21 protein-coding genes are annotated in these 25887 nt (G+C 33.7%); 16 read left to right on the top strand and 5 right to left on the bottom strand.

Annotated features, from left to right (window positions below):
• Positions 1 to 58: 58 nt before the first annotated feature.
• The 8 genes from hisD (at position 59) to AC3Y25_RS17190 (ending at position 7564) form a co-directional block, all read left to right on the top strand.
• Positions 59 to 1342, top strand: a complete 1284-nt coding sequence (gene hisD / locus AC3Y25_RS17225) for a histidinol dehydrogenase (RefSeq protein WP_489903576.1) — start codon at positions 59 to 61, stop codon at positions 1340 to 1342.
• A 91-nt stretch (positions 1343 to 1433) separates the two neighbouring features.
• A complete protein-coding gene (hisC, locus tag AC3Y25_RS17220; RefSeq protein ID WP_489903575.1) occupies positions 1434 to 2480 on the top strand; it encodes a histidinol-phosphate transaminase in 1047 nt (348 codons plus the stop codon).
• Between the two features lie 161 nt (positions 2481 to 2641).
• The gene (hisB, locus tag AC3Y25_RS17215; protein WP_489903574.1) at positions 2642 to 3778 is read left to right on the top strand and encodes a bifunctional histidinol-phosphatase/imidazoleglycerol-phosphate dehydratase HisB; all 1137 of its coding nucleotides are present in this window, start codon (positions 2642 to 2644) and stop codon (positions 3776 to 3778) included.
• A gap of 95 nt (positions 3779 to 3873) precedes the next feature.
• Complete coding sequence (gene hisH, locus AC3Y25_RS17210; protein WP_489903573.1) at positions 3874 to 4476, top strand: imidazole glycerol phosphate synthase subunit HisH; 603 nt, start codon at positions 3874 to 3876, stop codon at positions 4474 to 4476.
• A 62-nt stretch (positions 4477 to 4538) separates the two neighbouring features.
• Complete coding sequence (gene hisA, locus AC3Y25_RS17205) at positions 4539 to 5264, top strand: 1-(5-phosphoribosyl)-5-[(5-phosphoribosylamino)methylideneamino]imidazole-4-carboxamide isomerase (RefSeq protein WP_489903572.1); 726 nt, start codon at positions 4539 to 4541, stop codon at positions 5262 to 5264.
• Between the two features lie 101 nt (positions 5265 to 5365).
• Entirely contained in the window at positions 5366 to 6121 is a 756-nt protein-coding gene (gene hisF, locus AC3Y25_RS17200) for an imidazole glycerol phosphate synthase subunit HisF (protein WP_489903571.1), read from the top strand.
• An 81-nt stretch (positions 6122 to 6202) separates the two neighbouring features.
• Positions 6203 to 6802, top strand: coding sequence for a bifunctional phosphoribosyl-AMP cyclohydrolase/phosphoribosyl-ATP diphosphatase HisIE (gene hisIE, locus AC3Y25_RS17195; RefSeq protein ID WP_489903602.1), 600 nt, complete (start codon positions 6203 to 6205; stop codon positions 6800 to 6802).
• Between the two features lie 162 nt (positions 6803 to 6964).
• Positions 6965 to 7564, top strand: coding sequence for a hypothetical protein (locus tag AC3Y25_RS17190; RefSeq protein ID WP_427873751.1), 600 nt, complete (start codon positions 6965 to 6967; stop codon positions 7562 to 7564).
• Here AC3Y25_RS17190 and AC3Y25_RS17185 read toward each other — a convergent pair whose 3' ends face one another.
• Positions 7565 to 8263, bottom strand: coding sequence for a carbohydrate-binding family 9-like protein (locus AC3Y25_RS17185; protein ID WP_489903570.1), 699 nt, complete (start codon positions 8261 to 8263; stop codon positions 7565 to 7567).
• A 166-nt stretch (positions 8264 to 8429) separates the two neighbouring features.
• On the opposite strand from AC3Y25_RS17185, the gene AC3Y25_RS17180 reads away from it, so the two are divergent.
• The gene (locus AC3Y25_RS17180; protein ID WP_489903569.1) at positions 8430 to 10085 is read left to right on the top strand and encodes a M1 family metallopeptidase; all 1656 of its coding nucleotides are present in this window, start codon (positions 8430 to 8432) and stop codon (positions 10083 to 10085) included.
• 296 nt (positions 10086 to 10381) lie between these two features.
• On the opposite strand, the gene AC3Y25_RS17175 is transcribed toward AC3Y25_RS17180, so the two are convergent.
• Positions 10382 to 11926, bottom strand: coding sequence for a hypothetical protein (locus tag AC3Y25_RS17175; RefSeq protein WP_250836110.1), 1545 nt, complete (start codon positions 11924 to 11926; stop codon positions 10382 to 10384).
• Between the two features lie 155 nt (positions 11927 to 12081).
• On the opposite strand from AC3Y25_RS17175, the gene AC3Y25_RS17170 reads away from it, so the two are divergent.
• From AC3Y25_RS17170 to acs, 7 genes are all read left to right on the top strand, one after another.
• Positions 12082 to 13257, top strand: a complete 1176-nt coding sequence (locus tag AC3Y25_RS17170; protein WP_095929340.1) for a 2-isopropylmalate synthase — start codon at positions 12082 to 12084, stop codon at positions 13255 to 13257.
• A 60-nt stretch (positions 13258 to 13317) separates the two neighbouring features.
• Positions 13318 to 14436 carry a 3-isopropylmalate dehydrogenase gene (gene leuB / locus AC3Y25_RS17165; protein ID WP_489903568.1) on the top strand — a complete coding sequence of 373 codons (1119 nt, stop codon included), beginning with the start codon at positions 13318 to 13320 and terminating at the stop codon, positions 14434 to 14436.
• A 271-nt stretch (positions 14437 to 14707) separates the two neighbouring features.
• The gene (gene ilvD / locus AC3Y25_RS17160; protein WP_286968265.1) at positions 14708 to 16381 is read left to right on the top strand and encodes a dihydroxy-acid dehydratase; all 1674 of its coding nucleotides are present in this window, start codon (positions 14708 to 14710) and stop codon (positions 16379 to 16381) included.
• 151 nt (positions 16382 to 16532) lie between these two features.
• Complete coding sequence (gene ilvB, locus AC3Y25_RS17155) at positions 16533 to 18221, top strand: biosynthetic-type acetolactate synthase large subunit (protein WP_250836113.1); 1689 nt, start codon at positions 16533 to 16535, stop codon at positions 18219 to 18221.
• A 51-nt stretch (positions 18222 to 18272) separates the two neighbouring features.
• Positions 18273 to 18794, top strand: coding sequence for an acetolactate synthase small subunit (ilvN, locus tag AC3Y25_RS17150; protein ID WP_144212769.1), 522 nt, complete (start codon positions 18273 to 18275; stop codon positions 18792 to 18794).
• 61 nt (positions 18795 to 18855) lie between these two features.
• Positions 18856 to 20325 (top strand): ketol-acid reductoisomerase, encoded by a 1470-nt coding sequence (gene ilvC, locus AC3Y25_RS17145; RefSeq protein ID WP_095929308.1) that lies wholly within the window; start codon positions 18856 to 18858, stop codon positions 20323 to 20325.
• Positions 20326 to 20814: 489 nt separating this feature from the next.
• Positions 20815 to 22725, top strand: coding sequence for an acetate--CoA ligase (gene acs, locus AC3Y25_RS17140; RefSeq protein ID WP_489903567.1), 1911 nt, complete (start codon positions 20815 to 20817; stop codon positions 22723 to 22725).
• A 95-nt stretch (positions 22726 to 22820) separates the two neighbouring features.
• Here the strand turns inward: acs and AC3Y25_RS17135 are convergent, their stop codons facing one another.
• The 3 genes from AC3Y25_RS17135 to AC3Y25_RS17125 form a co-directional block, all read right to left on the bottom strand.
• On the bottom strand, positions 22821 to 23213 hold the full coding sequence (locus AC3Y25_RS17135) for a hypothetical protein (protein ID WP_489903566.1): 393 nt from the start codon (positions 23211 to 23213) through the stop codon (positions 22821 to 22823).
• 108 nt (positions 23214 to 23321) lie between these two features.
• Positions 23322 to 23918: a 3'-5' exonuclease gene (locus AC3Y25_RS17130; RefSeq protein WP_095929311.1), complete on the bottom strand. Its 597-nt coding sequence runs from the start codon at positions 23916 to 23918 to the stop codon at positions 23322 to 23324.
• A gap of 3 nt (positions 23919 to 23921) precedes the next feature.
• Positions 23922 to 25838, bottom strand: a complete 1917-nt coding sequence (locus tag AC3Y25_RS17125) for a DUF294 nucleotidyltransferase-like domain-containing protein (RefSeq protein ID WP_489903565.1) — start codon at positions 25836 to 25838, stop codon at positions 23922 to 23924.
• Positions 25839 to 25887: the final 49 nt, after the last annotated feature.

Here is a 25887-nt window from a genome sequence, read left to right as displayed (position 1 = left end):
TTTTCTAGACAAAGAGAATAATAAAACCTTGCGCCCTTTGCGTTAAAAAAATAAAGGCATGAATAAAATAGATAATCCAAAACCAGAAATCTGGTCAGAAATATTAAAAAGGCCAACCAAAACCGTTGATGATATTGAGGTTACAGTAAAAGAGATCTTCAAAGAAGTACAAAGAAAAGGAGATGAAGCTGTAGCAAAATACACTTCTATTTTTGATGGAATTTCACAAGATAATTATGAAGTTTCAGAAGAAGAAATAACTGAAGCGATTGGTTTGATTCCGAACGAATTAAAAGAAGCTATTGAATTAGCAAAAGAAAATATTTATAAATTCCACAACGCTCAGAAAACAGACAGAGTAGAAGTGGAAACAATTGAAGGAGTAAATTGCTGGCAAGAGAAAAGACCAATTCAAAAAATTGGTTTGTACATTCCTGGAGGGACAGCGCCTTTATTTTCTACTGTTTTAATGTTGGCGGTTCCTGCTGAAATTGCGGGTTGTAAAGAAATTGTATTGTGTTCTCCACCAGATAAAAAAGGGAAAATTAATCCAGCAATCTTGTATGCGGCGAATTTATGCGGCGTAACGAAAATTCTAAAAGTTGGAGGAATTCAGGCAATTGCTGGAATGACTTTTGGAACGCAGTCAATCCCTAAAGTATACAAGATTTTTGGTCCAGGAAATCAATTTGTAACGGTAGCAAAACAATTGGCAACGCAATTTGGAGTTGCAATTGACATGCCTGCAGGGCCTTCAGAATTATTAATTGTGGCCGATGATACAGCGGTTCCAGCTTTTGTGGCTTCAGATTTATTATCTCAAGCAGAACACGGAACAGATAGCCAAGTGATTCTAGTTTCGACTTCAAAAAAACTAATTGGAGAAGTAGAGAAAGAAGTACAATCTCAGTTAGAAGCGCTTCCAAGAAAAGCAATTGCAGAGAAAGCGATCGAAAATTCGAAATTGATTTATGTGGAGAACGATCAAATCGCTTTAGATTTAATCAACGAATATGGACCAGAGCACTTTATAATCTGTTCTGAATATGATGATTTCTACTGTAACGGAATCGTAAATGCAGGTTCTGTTTTTATTGGAAATTATACGCCTGAAAGTGCCGGAGATTACGCTTCAGGAACGAATCATACTTTGCCAACAAATGGTTATGCAAAGAATTACAGCGGTGTAAATCTAGACAGTTTTATGAAATCGATGACTTTTCAGAAAATTACTAAAGAAGGAATTCTGAATATAGGAAGCGCCATCGAAACTATGGCTGAAGCTGAAGGTTTACAAGCGCATAAAAATGCTGTAACATTAAGATTGAAGAGTTTAGAATAAGGAAGTAGAGTAGAAGAAGCAAAGAATACTGTAGCATGAGAAGTCTTTTTTCTTTAATCTTGACTCTTTCTTCTAAAAAAAATAAATAAAAATGAAATTCGATATAAATACAATAACACGTGAAAACGTAAAATCCTTAAAACCATATTCGTCTGCAAGAGATGAGTTTGAAGATTTTGATACAGCCGAAATGATTTTTTTGGATGCTAATGAAAATCCGTTTCAAAATGGCGTAAACCGCTATCCGGATCCGCAACAGAACTCAGTTAAAGCTATATTGGCTAAAAATAACTTAGTAAAGCAAAATCAGATTTTATTAGGAAATGGGAGTGACGAAGTTTTAGACTTGCTTTTTAGAGCTTTCTGTGAACCTAGTAAAGACAATATTATTTCGCTTCCTCCAACATACGGAATGTATGGCGTTTTAGCGAATATTAATGCTGTTGAAAACAGAGAAGTTCTCCTTTCCACAGATTTTCAGCCTCAAGTTGAAAAGATTCTAGAAGCGGTTGACGAGAATACCAAAATTATCTTTTTATGTTCGCCAAACAACCCAACAGGGAATTCATTTTCAGATAAAAGTGTAGTTAAACTGCTTCAAAATTTCAAAGGTCTAGTTGTCATTGATGAAGCTTATATTGACTTCTCAGATAAAGAAAGCTGGCTGACAGAAATTGACGAATATCCAAATTTAGTGATTACACAAACACTTTCAAAAGCGTATGGTTTGGCTGGAATTCGATTAGGAATCTGTTATGCTTCTGAAGCTGTGATTTCGGTTTTAAATAAAATTAAACCGCCTTATAATGTAAACGAATTGACGCAGCAAAGAGCGAAAGAACGTTTGAAAGATTCTGATAAAATAAAACAAGAAATTGCTTCAATTATTGAGCAAAGAGAAGAATTGCTTAAAGTTTTACTTGAAGTAAGTTTTGTTGAAAAAGTATATCCAACAGAAGCCAATTTTATTTTAGCCAAAGTAGATGATGCTAACAAAAGATACGATCAATTAATTGAAAAAGGAATCGTTATTCGCAATAGAACAACACAGCCTTTATGCGAAAATTGTCTTCGTTTTACAATTGGAACAAAAGAAGAAAACGCGGTTGTAATTAGAGAATTGAAGTTATTGAGCTAAAAATTATTAGCCACAGATTAAAAAGATTAAAATGATTTCCTTTCTGTGCGTGATTTTTAGCCACGAATTACACAAATTACACGAATTGAATTAGAGAAATTCGTGAATTCGTGGCTAAAAAATCATGTTAATCTGTGAAATCTGTGGCAAAACAAAAAAATATGAAAAAAGTACTTTTTATCGATCGTGATGGAACGATTGTTTTAGAACCTGAAAACTTACAATTAGACAGCTTGGATAAACTAGAGTTTTATCCAAAAGCGTTTCAATATCTGGCAAAAATTGCCAATGAATTAGATTACGAATTGGCAATGGTAACCAATCAGGATGGTTTAGGAACGGATAGTTTTCCTGAAAACACCTTTTGGCCAACGCAGAATTTCATTCTAAAAGCTTTTGAAAACGAAGGAGTTGTTTTTGATGAAATCTTCGTAGACAGAAGTTTTCCAGAAGAAAATGCGCCAACACGCAAACCAAGAACAGGAATGCTGACTAAATATTTAAACAATCCAGAATATGATTTAGAGAATTCCTTTGTTTTAGGAGATCGTTTAACAGATGTGGAATTGGCTAAAAACCTAGGTGCGAAAGCCATTTTTATGAATGAAACAGATGGCGCTGGAAGCAATGAAATTTCAGCAAAACGTGAAGAATTGAACGAAACAATCGTTTTGCAGTCAATGGATTGGAAGAAGATTTATGAATTTTTGAAATTAGAAGCGCGTTCTGCTTCTATTACGCGTAAAACAAACGAAACGGATATTTACATCAACTTAAATCTTGACGGAACAGGAAAAAGTAAAATCGATACTGGAATTGCATTTTTTGATCACATGTTAGATCAAATTTCACGTCACGGTCAAATGGACTTGGAAATTACTGTAAAAGGCGATTTAGAAGTAGATGAACACCATACCATAGAAGATACTGCAATTGCTTTAGGAGAAGTTTTCGCGAAAGCGTTAGGAAATAAGCTAGGAATCGAGCGTTACGGTTTCTGTCTTCCTATGGATGATTGTCTAGCACAAGCAGCAATTGATTTTGGAGGAAGAAACTGGCTGATTTGGGAAACCGAATTTAAACGCGAAATGGTGGGTAAAATGCCAACAGAAATGTTCTATCACTTCTTCAAATCATTTACAGACGGCGCAAAAGCCAACTTAAATATCAAAGCAGAAGGAATCAACGAACATCACAAAATCGAGGCAATATTCAAAGCTTTCGCGAAAGCAATAAAAGTAGCCGTAAAAAGAGACACTGAGAAAATGATTTTGCCTTCGACAAAGGGAATGCTTTAAAATTTGTTTCAAGTTTCAGGTTTAAAGTTTCAAGTTGCTTAACAGAACGTGAAACCTGAAACTTTAAACTTGAAACAAAACAAACAAAAAACAAAATGAAAATAGTAATTATAAATTACGGAGCAGGAAATATTCAGAGCATTATGTTTGCTATTGAAAGATTGGGATTTAAGGCAGTTTTGAGTAATAATCCGGACGAAATTAAATCGGCCGATAAAGTGATTTTCCCGGGCGTGGGCGAAGCGAGTTCGGCAATGGCTAAACTTCGTGAAAGCGGTTTGGATGGTTTGATTCCAGAATTGAAACAGCCTGTTTTAGGAATTTGCCTTGGAATGCAATTGATGTGCAATAAAACAGAAGAAGGAAATACAGAAGGTTTAGGGATTTTTGATGTTGATGTTTTGAAATTTTCAAACAACGTAAAAGTGCCACAAATGGGATGGAATCAGATTTATGATTTAAAAACCGATTTGTTTAAAGGTATTTCTGAAAATGAATTCATGTATTTGGTTCATAGTTTTTATGCGCCAAATTGTGATGAAGCTATTGCTACAACAAATTACGACGTTGAATATGCATCGGCTTTGCAGAAAGATAATTTTTACGGAACTCAATTTCACCCAGAAAAAAGCGGTGATGTTGGGGAAAAAATACTAGGAAACTTTTTGAAATTAAATTCCAAAATTAAAAACCAATAAAAATATTAATCGGTTTTGGAGAATCAAAAATCTAAAATCGTTAATCTAAAATCTAAAATTAAATGCGAATAATACCAGCCATAGATATCATTGAAGGAAAATGCGTTCGTTTGTCCAAAGGTGATTATGATACTAAAATAATTTACAATGAAAATCCGCTTGAAGTAGCGAAATCATTTGAAGCACACGGAATTGAATATTTGCATTTAGTTGATCTTGACGGTGCAAAATCGAGCAAAATTGTCAATTATAAGATATTGGAACAAATTGCCAATCAAACGAGTTTAAAAATTGATTTTGGAGGCGGATTAAAGTCGGATGATGATTTGAGAATTGCCTTTGAAAGTGGTGCAAACCAAATTACGGGCGGAAGTATCGCGGTAAAAAACAGAGCAATTTTCGAAAAATGGATTTCAGAATACGGTTCAGAAAAAATTATTTTAGGAGCTGATGCTAAAGATGAAAAAATTGCGGTTTCAGGCTGGTTAGAAGAATCAAATGAAGATTTGGTTCCGTTTATTCAAGATTATCAATCAAGAGGAATTCAGTATGTTATTTGTACAGATATTGCCAAAGATGGAATGCTTCAAGGTCCAAGTTTCGATTTATACAGTAAAATTTTAGCAGAAGCTGAAGGCATAAAACTAATCGCTTCTGGCGGAATTTCAACTTTTGATGAGCTTCCAAAACTAGCTGAGTTAGGCTGTGAAGGAACAATTATCGGAAAAGCGATCTACGAAGGAAGAATTACTTTAAAACAGTTAGAAAATTATATTTTAAATAAATAGATTATTTCGCAAAGATGCACAAAGTAAAACGCAAAGATTCACAAAAAAATCTTTGCGAATCTCTGCGGACTCTTTGTGAGACTCTGTGAAACAACAAAAATATGTTAGCAAAAAGAATAATACCTTGCTTAGATATAAAAAACGGAAGAACCGTAAAAGGCGTTAATTTCGTTGATTTGCGCGATGCTGGAGATCCTGTGGAATTAGCTGAAATTTATTCAAGAGAAGGAGCAGATGAGTTGGTCTTTTTAGATATTTCGGCAACAGAAGAGAGACGCAAAACACTGGTAAATATGGTGCGAAGTGTTGCGGAGAAAATCAATATTCCGTTTACAGTTGGCGGCGGAATTTCATCTATAGAAGATGTTGATATTCTGCTGAATAACGGAGCCGATAAAGTCTCAATTAATTCATCGGCAGTAAAAAATCCACAGTTGATTAATGATTTAGCACAGAAATTTGGAAGTCAATGTGTTGTAGTTGCAATCGATGCCAAACAAATTGACGGACAATGGATTGTACATTTAGTTGGCGGAAAAGTGCCAACTGAATTAAATTTATTCGATTGGGCTGTTGAAGTTGCAGAACGTGGTGCTGGAGAAATTTTGTTCACATCGATGGATAATGACGGAACTAAAAACGGTTTTGCAAATGAAGCTTTGGCTAAACTTTCAGAACTAGTAAATATTCCGATTATTGCTTCGGGAGGCGCTGGAAATATTCAGCATTTTGTAGATTCTTTCAAAGAAGGAAAAGCTGATGCAGCTTTAGCGGCAAGCGTTTTTCACTTTAAGGAAATCGAAATCAAAGCTTTGAAACAAGAACTTAAGAATAATGGTATTGAAGTAAGGTTGTAAAAAATCCAAATTTCAATCAATAAATAAAAAAATCAATTTCAGCTTTAAGAATCTAAAATCTGAAATCAAAAATCTAAAATAATTATGGCCATCGATATCAAAAGCGCACACGGATTAATTCCGGCGATCATTCAGGATGCAGAAACAAAAAATGTTTTGATGCTGGGTTATATGAACGAAGAATCGCTTCAAAAAACAATAGAAACACAAAAAGTAACTTTCTTTAGTCGTTCAAAACAAAGACTTTGGACGAAAGGTGAGGAGAGTGGCAACTTTTTAAACTTAGTAAGCATTAAAAACGACTGCGACGGAGATACGCTTTTAATTCAGGCAAAACCAGTTGGGCCGACTTGTCACACAGGAGCAGATACTTGTTGGCAAGAGCCAAATGATGCGAATTACGGTTTTATTTCTCAATTAGAAAACACAATCAAAACCAGAAGAGAAAATGCTGATTCTGAGAAAAGTTATGTAGCTTCTCTATTTGAAAAAGGAATCAATAAAATTGCTCAAAAAGTTGGCGAAGAAGCTGTAGAAGTGGTTATTGAAGCTAAAGATAATAATGATGATTTGTTCCTTAGCGAAAGCGCTGATTTATTGTTTCATTATTTGATTCTGCTTCAAGCAAAAGGATATCAATTGAATGATGTTGTGGAAGTTTTGAAGAAACGTCAAAAATAGTTTCAAATAATTCCGTAAGCATCTATATGATATAGCCCGCGGTTTCAACCGCGGGAAACGTATTGCTATATTGCATGTCTTCCCGCGGTTGAAACCGCAGGCTATGTTTGTATTATCTTTTATAACAAAAAAATATACTATTTTAGTGTAAAATAATAATTTATGCGATTAGCTGTATACTTGTTTTTGCTTTTGGTTCCGATTTTAAACTATGGCTTTAAGAAAAATGTAATGCCATATTCGTTGGTTATTTCTAAAGCCGTTTTGATTGTTGACGGAACTATTTCTAAAGTTTCTAAAAATGAATATGAGTTCACGATAAGTGAGTTCATAAAAGGGAAATCGAGCTCAAAAATTAATATAGCAATCTGGAAAGAATGGTTATGTGATCCAAGAAATAAAGAATTAAAAAAAGGACAGAGAATGATTTTATTTTTGGAAAGATCTCCATATGGAAATTTTTATCCAATTAATGAAAGTACTGGAGAGCTGTATGTAGATAATAATGCTTTTCTCGATATATTCTTACCCAAAGCTTTTTTAAATCTTACAATTCTAAAGAAAGGGATTTCTATGTTTTTGGAAACGTATGCATTTTATGGAAATTTTAATGATAGATTTTATCAAAATGCTCATTTTGTACGCAACAAGTCTATTTTTGAAGTTTATAAAATGACAAAAACTAATACGGCTTTTAAGTTTTTAGTTGAGGATGCAGAATATTTTAAGCCAACAGAAGTACAATTTTTTCCCATTATATAATTACTTCACAAACTCAAAAACAGCAAATTCTTGCGGTTGATGAAATCCAAACTTTAAACTATTATAAGCCTGTAAAGCAAGATATTCGGTTGTGTTACCGTAATCGATTCTAAAAGCATTTCCTTTCCATTTAGTTCCGACTTTAGGTTTCGAAAAACCGCCATTTTTAATTTTTCTAAGACTAGAAAAAGGAATTTTTATTTCTACAGTGTATCCGTCTTTATTGATTTTACTGACAGTTTCTAAACCTTTAGCATCAAAATCCATTGAGGTATTCCATCCTCCGCATTCTTCCGAAATGCATTTTAAAAGTAAATCATATTTTGTAGAAAATGCGTTTACTCCAATTTCAATATAGTTTTGGCTATCTCCGTCTGGATCAAGAAAAATTTCAGCTAAATCATCTGTTTGAAAAATCTGCGAATCTTTTATTTGTGGCGTTCCAACAATTTTAGAATCAGTGCAGTTGTAAGCGATGTAAAGGTTTTTATTATTCCACGAAAGCGAAACCAAGGTTTTTTGAGTGGCGCTTTCTCCTGTATTATGAATTACAAAAGGGCCAAGAAAAGGTATTTTCCAGTCGGTTAAATCACCATCGATCTTTATTTTTTTATTTGTTTTATGAATGAAGATATTTTGTGAATTAACAGTAGTTGCAATTATTACCAGCAAAAACGAAAGTATTGTGCCAAATCTCATATATGATTCTAGTATTTTAAAACCACTAAAATAGAGAAGATTAATTGAAATAAATGATTTTTTTTTCTGTCGGAAATCATAAAATTTTAAAATACTTGATCTGAATGTTTACATTTGTTGAAAATAAACTGATTTAAATCCTTTATTTCGTACAAATTTATAAATAATGAAAAAATATTTTAGTGGCATTTTTATCGCCTTTTTGGTTGGTTTTACTGCCAATGCTCAGGGACTTTTAAATAAGTCAGAAACCGTTTTTACACATCAGGATACTTTACGCGGAAGCATCACAAAAGAAAGAGCCTGGTGGGATTTAAAATATTATCATCTTGATGTAAAGGTTAAGCCTGCAGAAAAATTTATTTCAGGTTCAAATACTGTTCGTTATACTGTTTTAACAGAGAACAATCTTATGCAGATCGATTTGCAGCAACCAATGAATATTACCAAAGTAACTCAGAATGGTAAAGATTTAAAATTTGAAAGAAATGGAAATGCTTTCTTTATTACTTTAACAGAAAAGCAAAAAGTTGGTGCAGTAAAAGAAATCGTAGTTTTCTTTGAAGGAAAACCTAAAGAAGCTGTTAGAGCTCCTTGGGATGGTGGTTTCTCTTGGAAAAAAGATAAAAACGGAAAAGATTTTATTGCGACATCTTGCCAAGGTTTAGGTGCAAGTGTTTGGTGGCCATGTAAAGATCACATGTACGATGAAGTAGAAAATATGCTAATCAGCGTAAATGTTCCAGGAGACTTAACAGAGGTTTCAAACGGAAGATTACAGAGCGTTAAAAAAGAAAAAGACGGAACTAAAACTTTCAATTGGTATGTTGCAAATCCGATTAATAATTATGGCGTAAATATCAATATTGGTGATTATGTGAATTTTTCTGAGGTTTTTAAAGGCGAAAAAGGAAACTTAGACTGCAATTATTATGTTTTAAAAGATAATCTAGCTTTAGCAAAAGAGCAGTTTAAAGATGCTCCAAAAATGCTGAAGGCTTTTGAAAGCTGGTTCGGACCTTATCCGTTCTACGAAGACAGCTATAAATTGGTTGAAGTTCCATATTTAGGAATGGAGCACCAAAGTTCTGTAACTTATGGCAATCAATATAAAAATGGATATTTAGGACGTGATTTGAGCGGAACAGGATGGGGATTAAAGTTTGATTTTATCATTATTCACGAATCTGGGCACGAATGGTACGCTAATAATATTACCTACAAAGATATTGCTGATATGTGGGTTCATGAAAGTTTTACAAACTATTCAGAAAGTTTATTTGTTGAATACTATTACGGAAAAGAAGCTGGTGCAGAATATGTTATAGGCTGTAGAAAAAACATTCAAAATGATATTCCAATTATCGGACATTATGATGTGAATAATGAAGGTTCTGGCGATATGTATCCAAAAGGAGCTTCGATGTTGCATATGATTCGTCAGGTCATCAATGATGATGCAAAATGGAAATCGATTTTAAGAGGTATGAATAAGACTTTCTATCATCAAACGGTTACTGGAAAACAGATTCAGGATTATATTAATGAGCAATCTGGAATTAACTTCAACAGGGTTTTTGCACAATATTTAACTACAACTCAAATTCCGGTTTTTGAATATATGTTTAAAAACGGAACTTTCGGTTACCACTGGACAAACTGTGTTTCTAAATTTGATATGCCAGTAAGAGTAAAATTAAACGGTGTTGAAACTTGGCTGAAACCAACGACAGAATGGCAATCAGTAAAAACAACAAGTGAAGACAGAAAAGTAGAAGTAGATAAAGATTTCTATGTAACAACTTCTAATATAGTCGAATAAAAAAACGATAATTTTCAATTTTTAAAATCCCAAATTCCAATTATCGGAGTTTGGGATTTTTTTATGGTTATTAACCCGACACGTTTTAAAAACCTGTCGGGTTTGTTGTTTTTAGCGTTTAGTATGTCATCCTGAACGAAGGATCACACTAGAAACTATCTAAAGGTAATTCTCCAATCTTTGTTGATTTACGAGTGTGATCCTTCGTTCGTCAGGATGACAAAAAGGGTTGAAAAACTTTGTTTTTCAACCCTTTTGATTGGAATTTGGAATTTCTTTATTGGAATTTAAAACATTTATCTGTTATTCAACTTCGCTTTCTCCTTTATAATATCAGCAATTTTTCTGTTTTCAATTTTACTTTCCAACCACGAAATAATATCAAGATATAAGAAAGCTCTTTTTTCGTAAGTGTTCTTTTCAAGTTCTACGAAACGAGTATGCATTTTTTTGAATTCTTTTTTGATGTCAGCAGGGTAAAAGTTGTTTAGGTTTCTTAAAAACTTGATAATTTCTTTTTGAACTTCGTGCAAGTCGTTCATTTTCAATAAGAACTTATATGTGCTTTTCAGGTGATTTTCTAAATAATAATCTTTCCCAAGCTCGTAATGCGCAATCAGAGACAATAATCTTGCAAAGCACATTAAATCTTCGCGCATGGTCAAGTTTTTGTTGTTGATGATTTTATCTAAGTAATTAATGCATTCATTGTATTTTTCGTTACCAAAATAAATAGAAGCAATCTTATAGAAAAACAACATTTCGTGATGCTCGTCAAGATGTTCGCTGTGTACTTTCAGTTTATTTAAAATCTCAGGAATCAAATATTCGCTTTCCGCGAAAGTACCTTCTAAAATATGTAGATTTAATTTATTGTTGTATACATATAAGAAAGACAATGATGCAAGATTATCATTTGAAGGAAACTTAGGATCTGCAATCGTTTCTTCTAAAAGATTCAAATATCTCTTGAAATTCGAGGTATATTTCAGCATATAAAGCGATTCCAGAAAATAGTGGTTTCCTTTTAAGAAAAACACAGGATTCAGATAAATCATATTTGGATTATCATAAAAAAGCTGAACCCATTTGTAGGCAAATTTATAACTCGCCAAGAAATCTTGCACTAGGAAGCTTCGCCAAAGATTAGCATTATAAAACCAGTATTTTTCGCGGAACCCAAACTTGCTTTCGTCTAGTTTTGCTATATGTCTGTTAAAATAGTCGTCTATATATTTGTATTCCTCATCACTCTTTACGTAACCCGTTTTTAGCATGATGCCGTACAATTGAAGCGATAAGTTAGATAATTTGCTTGAAATGGTATTTCGGTAGTTTAACTCTTTGGCCTGAACAACCAATTCGTCAGCACGGCCTTGAATACTTCGTGTAATATATTGCGATTCTATTAGTTTTTCGAATTCAACAATTTCATACGCCATATATTTTTCGTCATTTTCTAAAGCTTGCTGTTTGGTTTTGTCTAGAATTTTTAAACTCTGTTTGTATAATCCTTTATTATATAGAATAACAGCAAAATCCATTTGCTCTCGAAGCTGATAACGAATGTTCTGACTAGGAATATTTAACCTTATACTGACTAGAATCTGTTTGTATAAGTATGATTTTAAATTAGATAACTGTACTTTTTGGATAATACCACTTTTAAGAATGAGTTTTTCATCATAAACTTCAGATTTATCTAAAATATTGAATAATTCGATAAATTTTGTGTTTGAACTCGTTTCTAATCGGCTTGCAAAAATTTTAAACTGCCTTTTTTCTGATTTCGAAAGTGATTTGATTAGAACAAATAAGAAATCTTTTTGATGGTTAGCCATTGTAAAAAATAATAATATAACTTATTGGTTATGAGTTGTTTAGTATAAGATAAAACGTTTTATGAACAGTATAATTTCATTAAAATGAATTTCATACTGTAATAGTACAATATATATTTGTTATCAAGATGTGAAATTACATTAAATTAATGAATATGAATAGAGAGAAAGTTCAAATTTTTGACACCACATTGCGAGATGGTGAACAAGTTCCAGGATGTAAGTTAGATACTAAGCAAAAATTAGTTATCGCAGAACGACTAGACAAAATGGGAGTTGACATTATCGAAGCAGGCTTTCCTGTGTCAAGTCCGGGCGATTTTTTATCGGTCTCTGAGATTTGTAAAATTGTAGAAAATGCAACCGTCTGCGGACTTACAAGAGCCGTAAAAAACGACATTGATGTTGCAGCAGCTGCTTTAAAGCACGCTAAGAAACCAAGAATCCATACTGGAATCGGAACTTCAGAATCTCATATACTCCACAAATTACAAACAACGCCTGAAGATATTATTGCAAGAGCAAAATTTGCTGTAGCGCATGCTAAATCTTATGTAGAAGATGTAGAATTCTACGCAGAAGATGCAGGTAGAACAGATAATGCGTTCTTAGCTAAGGTTTGTGAAGAAGTTATTAAATCTGGAGCAACTGTATTGAATATTCCTGATACTACTGGATACTGTCTTCCAGAAGAATACGGAGCAAAAATTAAATACTTAAAAGAAAACGTAAAAGGAATCGAAAACGTAATCCTTTCATGTCACTGTCATAATGATTTAGGAATGGCAACTGCAAACTCAATAGCAGGTGCTATAAATGGAGCAAGACAAATAGAATGTACTATTAATGGTATTGGTGAAAGAGCTGGAAATACGGCACTTGAAGAAGTGGTAATGATTTTCAAACAGCATCCTTACTTAAATTTAGATACAAACATCAATACAAGAGAATTGAACGAAATGAGTCGTTTGGTTTCTGAAAGTATGGGAATGATTGTACAGCCAAATAAAGCGATTGTTGGAGCAAATGCTTTTGCACACAGTTCTGGAATTCACCAAGATGGTGTTATCAAAAATAGAGCAACTTACGAGATTATGGATCCGCTAGATGTGGGTGTTAATGAATCTTCAATCATTTTAACAGCAAGAAGCGGAAGAGCTGCTTTGGCTTACCGTGCTAAAAAAGTGGGTTACGAATTGACAAAAACACAATTAGATATCGTTTACATCGAATTTTTGAAATTTGCTGACATTAAAAAAGAAGTGGTTGATGCAGATATTCATCAGATTATCGAAGCTTCTAAAATAGAAGGAGAATTAATCAGAAGTTAATATTTCAAAATAAGAATTTAAGGAACAATAAGGATTTAAAGACATAAATAGCGAGAGATTATGAATTTAAAAATAGCAGTTTTACCAGGAGATGGAATTGGACCTGAAGTAATTTTACAAGCTAAGAAAGCTTTGTACGCCATTGGCGAAGTGTATAATCATGAATTTGTTTTTGAGGAAGCGCTGATGGGAGCGGTTGCTATTGATAAAACGGGAAGTCCTTTGCCGGAACAAACGCTGAATCTCTGTTTAAATACAGATGCAGTTTTGCTTGGTGCGATTGGAGATCCGAAATACGATAACAACCCAAATGCAAAGGTTCGTCCGGAGCAAGGATTATTAAAACTGCGAAAAGAATTAGGATTGTTTGCTAATATTCGTCCTATAAAACCTTATAAAGCCTTAATTGAAGCTTCTCCTTTAAAGAAAGAAATTATTGAAGGAGCTGATTTTACCATTTTTAGAGAATTGACAGGTGGAGCTTATTTTGGAGAAAAAACACTTAATGAAGAAGGAACACACGCTTCAGATTTATGTGAATATTCAGAAGAAGAAATTACTAGAATTGCACATTTAGCTTTTAAGTCGGCACAAAAACGACGCAAAAAGCTAACAATGGTAGATAAAGCCAATGTTTTGGAGACTTCAAGATTGTGGAGAAAAGTTGTTCAGAAAGTGAGCGAAAATTATCCAGATGTTAAACTTGATTTCTTATTTGTGGATAATGCAGCGATGCAGCTGATTTTAAATCCGAAACAATTTGATGTGATTTTGACTGAGAACTTGTTTGGAGATATTTTATCAGACGAAGCAAGCGTAATTACAGGATCTATCGGTTTACTGCCATCAGTATCTTTAGGAGAAAAAAATGCTTTGTTTGAGCCAATTCACGGATCATATCCGCAGGCAAAAGGAAAAAACATCGCCAATCCGATTGCTTCGATTTTAGCGGCAGCGCTTTTGTTAGAGCATTTTGGATTAACTAAAGAAGCTCATGTAATCTATAAAGCTGTAGAAAAAGCAATTGAATACAAAGTGGTTACAGTTGATTTGAAACCAGATTCAAAATTTGGAACAAACGAAGTAGGAGAGTTCGTTTCTAATTTTATTTTCAGCAAAGATGATTTGCTGTATTTCAATAATGATAATGTAAGTATTGGACAATCTACAATTGTTTAATATTTTTTGTTAAAATGTGAAGATAATAACAAGAAGACTTTGAAATGTTGAGATTTTATTTTTTTACTTCCAGAAGTTTGCTTACTTTTGTGACACTAAAAAAATAAATGATGCAAATCTCAATTATTATTACTTCTGTCGTTGTTGTCAATGTGATTCACACATCTGCATCGGGAATGTTATAAATATAATTGAAAGACTATATTACAAACCTTCCAAATTCTGGAAGGTTTTTTTTTGAATAAAAAATTAAAAATTAATAAAAGCAATAATGGAATTAAATAAGTACAGCAAGACCATCACACAAGATCAAACACAGCCTGCGGCACAAGCTATGTTGTACGGAATTGGTTTAACTGAAGAAGATTTAAAGAAAGCACAAGTTGGTATTGTGAGCATGGGTTACGATGGTAACACTTGCAACATGCACCTTAATGATTTAGCAAAAGATGTTAAAAAAGGTGTTTGGGATGCGGATCTTGTCGGACTTATTTTTAATACCATTGGTGTCAGTGACGGTATTTCTAACGGAACTGAAGGTATGCGTTACTCACTGGTTTCTAGAGATGTAATTGCAGATTCTATTGAAACTGTTGCCGGAGCGCAATGGTATGATAGTATTATTGCAATTCCTGGTTGCGATAAAAATATGCCAGGTGCATTAATTGCAATGGGGAGATTGAATCGCCCGTCAATGATGATTTACGGTGGTTCTATTCACTCTGGAAAATGGAAAGGAGAATCTCTTAATATTGTTTCTGCTTTTGAAGCTTTAGGAAAAAAAGTAAAAGGCGAAATCACTCCAGAAGATTTTAAAGGTGTTATTCAGAATGCTTGTCCAGGGGCTGGTGCTTGTGGTGGTATGTATACTGCAAACACAATGTCTTCTGCAATTGAAGCATTAGGAATGAGTTTGCCTTACAGTTCTTCTAATCCTGCTTTAAGCCAAGAAAAAAGAGACGAATGTTTGGAAGCTGGAAAAGCAATCAAAATATTATTAGAAAAAGATATCAAGCCAAGAGACATTATGACTCGTAAGGCTTTCGAAAATGCAATTACAATTGTAGCCGTTTTAGGAGGTTCTACAAATGCGGTTATGCACTTAATCGCAATGGCACACTCAGTTGGAATTACAATTACTTTGGATGATTTCCAAGCGATTAATGATAGAACACCAGTATTGGCAGATATGAAGCCAAGCGGTAAGTATATGATGGAAGACATTCACGAAGTTGGAGGTATTCCTGCGGTAATGAAATACTTGCTGAAAGTAGGACTTATTCACGGAGACTGTTTGACCGTAACAGGAAAAACAGTGGCAGAAAACTTAGCTTCAACTCCAGATTTGCAAGACGGACAAGAAGTAATTCATGAAATTCAAAAAGCATTAAAACCGACAGGAAATATTCAGGTATTATACGGAAATCTTGCTTCTGAAGGTGCTGTAGCAAAAATCAGCGGTAAAGAAGGAGAATATTTCGAAGGACCAGCTGTTGTATTTGAAGGTGAATTTGAAGTAATTCCAGGTCTTCAAGCCGGAAAAATTAAACCAGGTAATGTAGTCGTCATCAGAGGTTGTGGGCCAAAAGGTGGTCCGGGAATGCCTGAGATGCTGAAGCCTACATCTGCGATTATTGGAGCTGGATTAGGAAGCAGTTGTGCACTAATCACAGACGGTAGATTCTCGGGCGGTTCGCACGGTTTCGTGGTAGGTCACGTTACACCAGAAGCATATGACGGTGGTGGTATTGCACTAGTAAAAGATGGAGATTTAATTGCTATCGACGCTGTGAAAAATACAATCGACTTGAAGATATCTGACGAAGAATTTGCAGCAAGAAAAGCGGCTTGGGTTCAGCCGAAATTAAAAGTTGACAGAGGGGTTTTACTTAAATACGCTAAATCGGTTTCGAGTGCATCAACAGGATGCGTAACCGATAATTAATTACAATAACAATTTCAAAAAGCAATAACAATTACAATATCAAAAGTCAATAGCAATTACAATAAAAAATATAAAAGATTAATTTAAAATTGATTTTTGCCGTTGCCATTGAATTTTGATATTGAAATTGACATTGAAAAAACAATATACTATGAAAATATCAGGGGCAGAAGCCGTTATAAGATGTTTATTAGCAGAAGGAGTAGATTTAATTTATGGTTACCCAGGAGGTGCTATAATGCCAGTTTACGACGAATTATATAAATTTCAAGATCAGTTACACCACGTTTTAGTACGTCACGAACAAGGTGCAACACATGCAGCTCAAGGTTATGCAAGAGCTACGGGAAAAGTAGGGGTGGCAATTGCTACTTCTGGACCAGGTGCTACAAATTTAGTGACTGGTATTGCAGATGCTCAAATCGATTCAACTCCGTTAGTATGTATTACAGGTCAAGTTGGAAGACATTTATTAGGATCTGATGCATTTCAGGAAACAGATATTATCGGAATTTCGACTCCGGTTACAAAATGGAATTTTCAGGTAACTGAAGCTTCTCAAATTCCTGAAATTATTGCAAAGGCATTTTACATTGCTCGTTCTGGTCGTCCAGGGCCTGTATTGGTAGATATTACTAAAAACGCTCAGTTTGATGAGTTCGAATTTAGTTATGAAAAATGTACAGGGATTAGAAGTTATGTTCCGGTTCCAAAATTAAATTTAGATAAAGTTGCTGAAGCAGCAGCTTTAATCAATAGTGCCAAAAAACCTTTTATTGTTTTTGGACAAGGAATTATTTTGGGTCAGGCAGAAGCTGAGTTTAAAGCGGTGGTTGAAAAAGCTGGGATTCCAGCAGCTTGGACAATTTTAGGATTATCAGCTTTACCGACAGATCATCCTTTAAATGTTGGTATGTTAGGAATGCACGGAAATTATGCGCCAAATTTATTAACAAACGAATGTGATGTTTTAATTGCTTTCGGTATGCGTTTCGATGATCGTGTTACGGGTAAATTAAGCACTTATGCAAAACAAGCAAAAGTAATTCACTTCGAAATCGATCCTGCAGAGGTTGATAAAAATGTGAAAACAGAAATCGCAGTTTTAGGAGATGTAAAAGAATCTTTAGCTGCTTTACTGCCTCTTCTTGATGCAAAATCACATGATTTATGGCACAATGAATTCAAAGAATTGAATAAAATTGAGTACGATTCAGTAATAAAAGAAGAATTAAATCCAACAAATGGTAAAGGAATTTCGATGGGAGAAACTATCGAAATGATCAACAAACACTCAAAAGGAGATGCCATTATCGTTTCAGATGTGGGTCAGCACCAAATGTTTGCTTGCCGTTATGCTAAATTCAATTCAACTAAAAGCAACATTACTTCTGGAGGTTTAGGAACTATGGGATTCGCATTACCTGCTGCAATTGGAGCAAAAATGGGAAAACCAGAGCGTGAAGTAGTGGCGGTTATTGGTGATGGAGGCTTCCAAATGACAATTCAAGAACTTGGAACTATTTTCCAAACTCAAGTTCCGGTAAAGATTGTTATTTTAAATAATGAATTCTTAGGAATGGTTCGCCAATGGCAGGAATTATTCTTTGATAACAGATATGCTTCAACAAAAATGATTAATCCAAATTTTGTTGCAATTGCTGAAGGATATCATATCAAATCTAAAAAAGTTACACAGCGTGAAGATCTAGATGCAGCGGTCGCAGAGATGCTAGCTTCAAAAGACTCATACTTCTTAGAAGTTGTAGTCGAAAAAGAAAACAACGTTTTCCCAATGATTCCAACAGGAGCTTGTGTGTCAGAAATTAGATTAAGTTAAGAAAAGTTTCAATCCCGATTTTTATCGGGAAAAAAAAAACTAAAAAACAACATGGAAGATAAAACATTTACCATATCGGTATACTCAGAAAATAATGTGGGTTTATTAAATAGAATATCTGGAATATTCTTAAAGCGTCACATTAATATATTAAGTCTAAATGTTTCAGAATCAGAAATAGAGAATGTTTCAAGATTTATCATCGTAGTAAATACGACAGAAAAATGGGTTCAGAATATTGTAGGCCAGATTGAAAAACAAATTGAAGTTATAAAAGCATTTTATCATACAGATGAAGAAACGATTTTCTTAGAAAATGCTTTGTTTAAAATCGCTTCAAGTTTGTTGTTTGACGAGAAACAGATTCAGAATATCATCAAAGAAAGCCAGTCTACAATTGTAACGGTTTCTCGTGATTTCTTCGTGATTTCAAAATCAGGAAGACGTTCTGAAATTGAAGAATTATACGAAAAGTTCAAACCATACGGAATTATGCAGTTTGTGCGTTCGGGAAGAATATCAGTTTCTAAACAAAAAATGGAGATTTCTGCTTTATTAGAAACCTTTAAATAATAAAATCTTAGTTATATATAATCAATATTAAAATTTCATTTCATTAAATATTAAAACAAAAATGGCAAATTATTTCAATACATTACCACTTAGATTACAATTAGAACAATTAGGAGTTTGCGAATTTATGGAGCAATCTGAATTTGCAGACGGAATTGCAGCATTGGCTGGAAAGAAAGTTGTAATTGTTGGTTGTGGAGCACAAGGTTTGAATCAAGGTTTAAACATGAGAGATTCTGGTTTAGATATTTCTTATGCATTGCGTGCAGATGCAATTGCAGAAAAAAGAGCTTCTTATAAAAATGCAACTGAAAATGGTTTTACGGTAGGAACTTATGAAGAATTGATTCCAACTGCAGATTTAGTTTGTAACCTTACACCAGACAAACAGCACACGGCTGTGGTAACTGCTATTATGCCATTAATGAAACAGGGATCTACTTTGTCTTACTCTCACGGATTCAACATTGTAGAAGAAGGAATGCAGATTCGTAAAGACATCACTGTTATTATGTGTGCTCCTAAATGCCCAGGTTCTGAGGTACGTGAAGAGTACAAAAGAGGATTTGGGGTTCCAACTCTTATCGCTGTTCACCCAGAAAACGATCCAAACGGATTTGGTTTAGATCAAGCAAAAGCTTACGCTGTAGCAACTGGAGGACACAGAGCTGGAGTTTTAAGATCATCTTTCGTAGCTGAAGTAAAATCAGATTTAATGGGTGAGCAAACTATTCTTTGCGGTTTATTGCAAACGGGATCTATTTTATGTTTCGACAAAATGGTTGAAAAAGGAATTGATGCTGCTTATGCTTCTAAATTAATCCAATATGGATGGGAAACTATCACTGAAGCTTTAAAACACGGTGGTATCACCAATATGATGGATCGTTTAAATAATCCTTCTAAAATTGAAGCTTACGAATTAGCAGAAGAATTGAAAGATATCATGCGTCCATTATTCCAAAAACACCAAGACGATATCATTTCTGGAGAATTCTCTAGAACGATGATGGCTGACTGGGCTAATGATGATGTTAACTTATTGAAATGGAGAGCTGCAACAGGAGAAACTAACTTCGAAAAGACGGCTCCACAAGAAGCTCCAATTTCAGAGCAAGAATATTTTGATAATGGAGTATTAATGATTGCTATGGTAAAAGCTGGTGTTGAGTTAGCTTTTGAAACAATGACTGAGGCTGGAATCATCGAAGAATCTGCTTACTACGAGTCATTACACGAATTGCCATTAATTGCAAACACAATTGCAAGAAAGAAATTGTTTGAAATGAACCGCGTAATTTCTGATACTGCTGAGTACGGATGTTACTTATTTGATCATGCATGTAAGCCATTATTGACTGAATTCATGAAAAAAGTAGAAACTAATATTATTGGTAAACCATTTTCAACATCAAACGGAGTTGATAATGCAGTATTGATCGCTGTAAACAAAGAAATTCGTCAACACCCTATCGAAGAAGTAGGAGCTTGGTTGAGAGAGTCTATGACAGCAATGAAAAAAATTGGATAATAAAAAAAAAGGGAATTCCCGCAGAATTCGATTTTGCGGGATTTGCACTGTATCAATGATTTGTAATATTTTGAATTAGTAAGCACTTATTAAGATAAAAGATATAGATGCATATTGCATTCACTTAACTTCGATGAGAGAGTTAAGTGAAGCGGATCCCTAATAATGGGGTATATTTATAAAATATACTTGTTGAAATTTCTGTTTTAATTAATAATGATGCTGCTATTTTCAAAATAGAGAAAAGTCTCGCAGTGCGGTTTGCAAAAAATTAATTGTTATTGAAATTTGTTAAATTAAAAAAGGCATAATATCTATTTATTATGCCTTTTTTGCCTTAAGTGCCAATAAAAAATAAAGGATTTAAAATAATTTCAGATAATTATCATATTTTATTAAATAAATGTTTTTTTTTAATAAAATTTATGAATTAAATTATTTCACGGATACGTTCAGATTTAATACATTTATAAAAAAATTCAACAAACGATGAGCTATTACAAAATTGAAAATTTAGAACAATACTTTAAACATTACAATAAATCAATAAGGGAGCCAAGAAAGTTTTGGGGAAAAATAGCTGAGGAGAATTTCACATGGTACCAGCAATGGGAAAAGGTTGTTGATTTTAATATGGCTGAAGCAGAAGTAAAATGGTTTACAGACGCTAAAGTTAACATTACTAAAAACTGTATTGATAGACATTTAAGCAAAAGAGGAGAGAAGACGGCAATTATTTTTGAACCGAACGATCCTTCTGAAGAAGCTTTACATATAACGTATAATGAATTATACGAAAGAGTTTCAAAAATGGCAAACGTTCTTCGCGAGCAAGGTGTTCGTAAAGGAGACAGAGTTTGCATTTATTTGCCAATGATTCCAGAATTGGCAGTTTCTGTTTTGGCTTGTGCTAGAATTGGAGCTATTCACTCTGTTGTTTTCGCTGGATTTTCAGCTTCTGCAGTTTCTGCGAGAATCAACGATTGTGAGTGTAAAATGGTAATTACATCAGACGGAGGTTATAGAGGAAACAAAACAATTGACTTAAAAGGAATTGTAGATGAAGCTTTAGATACTTGCCCTTCTGTTACAAAAGTGTTAGTTGCAAAAAGAACTAAGACAGATGTGAAAATGAAAGAGGGCCGTGATGTTTGGTTGCAGCCATTATTAGACGCAGCTTTAGACAACAGCGTTGCGGAAATTATGGATGCCGAAGATCCGTTATTTATTTTATATACATCAGGATCAACAGGAAAACCAAAAGGTATGGTTCATACTACTGCCGGTTATATGGTTTATACTGCGTATACTTTCAAAAATGTTTTCAATTACGAAGACAATGATATTTTCTGGTGTACAGCAGATATCGGATGGATCACTGGTCACTCTTATATATTGTATGGTCCATTATTAAACGGAGCTACAACTGTAATTTTTGAAGGAGTTCCTTCTTATCCAGATTTTAGCCGTTTTTGGGATATTATCGAAAAACATAAGATTACACAATTCTATACGGCACCAACTGCAATTCGTTCATTGGCAAAAGAAAGTTTAGATTATATTCAAAAATATCCTCTAAAATCTCTTAAAGTTATTGGATCTGTTGGAGAGCCAATTAACGAAGAGGCTTGGCACTGGTTTAATGACCACGTTGGAGATAAGAGATGTCCGGTTGTAGATACGTGGTGGCAGACAGAAACTGGAGGAATCATGATTTCGCCAATTGCTTTTGTTACGCCAACAAAACCAACTTATGCAACATTGCCATTACCTGGAATCCAACCTGTTTTAATGGATGAAAAACGTAATGAAATCGAAGGAAACCAAGTAGTTGGAAGTTTATGTATTAAATTCCCATGGCCAGGAATCGCTAGAACTATTTGGGGAGATCATCAACGTTATAAAGACACTTATTTCTCTGCTTTCCCTGGAAAATATTTTACAGGTGACGGCGCTTTAAGAGACGAAGTCGGTTACTACAGAATTACAGGTAGAGTAGATGACGTAGTAATTGTTTCTGGTCATAATTTAGGAACTGCTCCAATTGAAGATGCGATCAACGAGCACCCAGCTGTTGCAGAATCTGCTATTGTTGGATTCCCTCATGATATTAAAGGAAATGCTTTATACGGTTATGTAATCTTGAAAGAAACAGGAGAAGTTCGAAATAAAGAAAACCTTTCTAAAGAGATCAACCAATATATTGCAGACCACATTGGGCCGATCGCTAAATTAGATAAAATCCAGTTCGTTTCTGGTTTGCCTAAAACGCGTTCTGGAAAAATTATGCGTAGAATTTTACGTAAAATCGCCGAAGGAGATTTTTCTAATTTCGGAGATACTTCAACTTTATTAAACCCTGAAGTAGTTGAGCAAATTATGAAAGAAAGAATTTCTTAAGTAAAAATATAAATCTAAAAACGCCTCTTAAAATTAAGAGGCGTTTTTTATTAATCGATTATAATTTGTTAATTTAAAAATGTAGATTTTTTTTATTATTCTGCAATTTTTATGTTTACATCGTTTACGAAAACAAGAGTTTCCGAATTACTTAAGTTAGTAAGAGATAAAATTCCATTTTTTTTCTCATTGACTCCATTTATTTTAAAACAAAATTCATTACCATCTTTATCTCGTAAAGTTACATATTCAGTATTGTTATCCGAATAATTCTGACAGCTGCGTGAGACAGTATATTTGTACATCACTTTCATTTGGTTGTTGTCATAATTGTAAACATTTCCATCTTGATTAAAAACCCATTTAGTATTCAAATTTGTTTTAGAATACCAGCTTCCTAAGATACGCTTAGATGAGGGATCTTGTTTTTGTGCAAAAATTGTTGATGCAAAAAATAGCATGGGTAAAATAAATAATAGTTTTTTCATAGAATTTAAATTTAAAGTAGATTTTCTGTTTGTACTGCTGAGATAATTTATACCAAAGTTACGAGGGGCTTTTTTGTAGTTTTAGTAATTGATGTTTTTTTTAAAAATTTATTTGATTCCCAATCTAGATTTTAGTTTTAAGAACAAAAGTCCAATTCGGTATGCATCTTCAGAAGAAGAATTGCGATCACTTTTTGGAATTTTATAAATTTCGCATAAATCGTCAAGCGAAAACTGTTTGTCGTTTATATCAGTCAATTTTCTGTACATCACATCGACGTCTAAAGCTTCATTTTTTAATCGGCCACAATTCAAGCGTTCTAGGGCAGCATTCAGCATTTCAATATCAAAATTGATATGATGCCCAACTAAAATTGAATTTCCGATAAATTTTACAAAAGCTTCAAGAGCATCAGGTTCAGGCATTTTCATCATTTTGCTTTCAATGATAAATTCATTAGAAAGTCCGTTATCCTGAAGGTATTTATATTGTAATAAGACTGTTTCGAAACTTTCCTTAATAACAATGCTGTCGTCAATAACTGAGAAGGCTCCAAGAGACAAAACAACATCTTTATCCGGATTTAAGCCAGAAGTTTCAGTAGACAAAACCACAAACTTATTAGGTTTGGTTTCGAATTTAGTCAAATAGTCTTTCCAGAACTCTGGATAGTCTTTGTTAATGTTTTTTAGCCAGTCTAGCATATTTTATGAGAATTGTGTCAATTGAAATTTACTCTTAATCAGTTCCTCCAGGTCTTTCATTGGGGACAGTGCATTTTTTAATTTCTCTTTGTCAGTTTTTGACATTTCTCTTAAATTAATATATTGGCCCGAGTCGTCATTTTTTAATCCTTCAACAGTTCTAAATTTAGAAAGCGTTAAGAAAGCTTCTGCACAGCTTAAATAAATTTCAGCATTTTTAGAATCTGTAATTGCCAACTGTTTGAACCTTAAGTAAGTATTTTGAATTCCTTTAATATTTGCATTTAATATCAATAAACGTGCTCCATCAATTAATGGCATCAAAGCTCTAGTCTTAATATCAAATTTATCTTTGTTAGGACCGTCTTCTTCAACAATAAATTTCTTGAAAAAGCTTAAAGGAGAATTTCTCTTCAAAGCATCGTTCCCTAAAAAGTCAAAGAATAAAGTGTTGTTAACGGCATTCTTAAAAATCACGTTTTCAATAGCTTCTTCAATTTTTGGTTCTCCAAAAACAATTTCGTAATCAAAGAAAATACTGCTCAAATCATTACTGTTTTCTCCCGGAGTATTCATCCAGCTGTTGTATTGTTTTGTCCAGTCGCTCAATGATTTGCACCAAAGCATATTGCTTCCCATATGTCCATTTGGACAATAATCGTAGCCCACTTTTTCTAATATAGAAGTAGTGCGTTTTGCCAATCTTAAGAAATAATCTTTTACTTCTCTGTATTTTTCTGGCGTAACATCTTCAAAAATTAAGATACTATCTTGATCTGTAAGTAATAATTGCTCCTTACGACCCTGACTACCAATGCTTAACCAAGCGAAACGTGCAGGAGGGGAGCCTAAATCTAAAATAGATAATTCGACTGCTCTCTTAATAATAGCTAGGTTAATCTCGCTTGCAATATTGCTAACGTGCGAGATGGGAATATTTTTTTGGATCGAATTCTGAATCAAATCTGATAGACGATCACGTATTTGTTTTAAATCTTTTGGAAGCTGAGAACGTTTAATCTCTTTAATTAACACACCAGGGTTACTAGCTTGAGCTACAATAAGATCGTGCTCAGAAATAATCCCCTTAACTACAGATTTACTTGTGCCATCTTTAGTAACACATAAGTGCGTTACATTGTGTTTTAGCATTAATAATTGCGCTTCGGCCAAAGAGACATTTTCTAGAACTGTTACAACTGGCGACGACATAATTTTATCGATAGATTCAGTAATAGGAAAGCGTCCTGTTGCAATTTTTGACGATAAATCGGCATTGGTAACTATACCAATTGGGTGATTTTTTTCGCCACAGATTATAATGTTATCTAACATAGAATCTGTCATTAAAATGGCAACGTCTTTAATTATAGAATCTGCTTTTGTCGTTAACGGTGAATTATTGTAGTTAAGTGACTGAATGTATTGCATTTCTGTCTGCTGATCTATATAATCAGAATCTGAAACTAACTTGCCGTTAGAACTCATGCTGTCTTTGGTGTGGCGTGAATTAACGGCGAAACTCTCTAGAAGAAAGTTTAATACATCAGAATTATTGGCTACAAAAGGTCTAAAAACAGCAATTGGAATAGCATATACAATACTTTCTTCACGCGCTTTAGCCGTCATCATGTAGTTATTTTTGGCAAAAAACGGACGCAAACCAAAAATATCGCCTTCATGACACTTATTTATGATAGTTTCTTCGGCATCAGCAATAGTCGTAAGATTAATGACACCAGAAGCTACAACATAAAAGTTCTCATGAAGCGGATCGTTATTTTGAAATAATACCGCATGCTTTTCTAAATTAATGACACGAATATTCGTAGCAATATCTGATAATTCCTGAAAAGTTAAATTATCAAACGGTTTGTATTCTTTTAAAAAATCTGCAATATGTTCAGCAACTGTATTCATATATGTGATAATTTATTTTTAAAGTATCGAATGTAAAAATAGTAAAATA

This window comes from Flavobacterium sp. LK-23 (genome assembly GCF_058135255.1).
The sequence above is the reverse complement of the archived record's forward strand: the minus strand, read 5'-3'. Positions and strand labels throughout refer to the sequence as shown.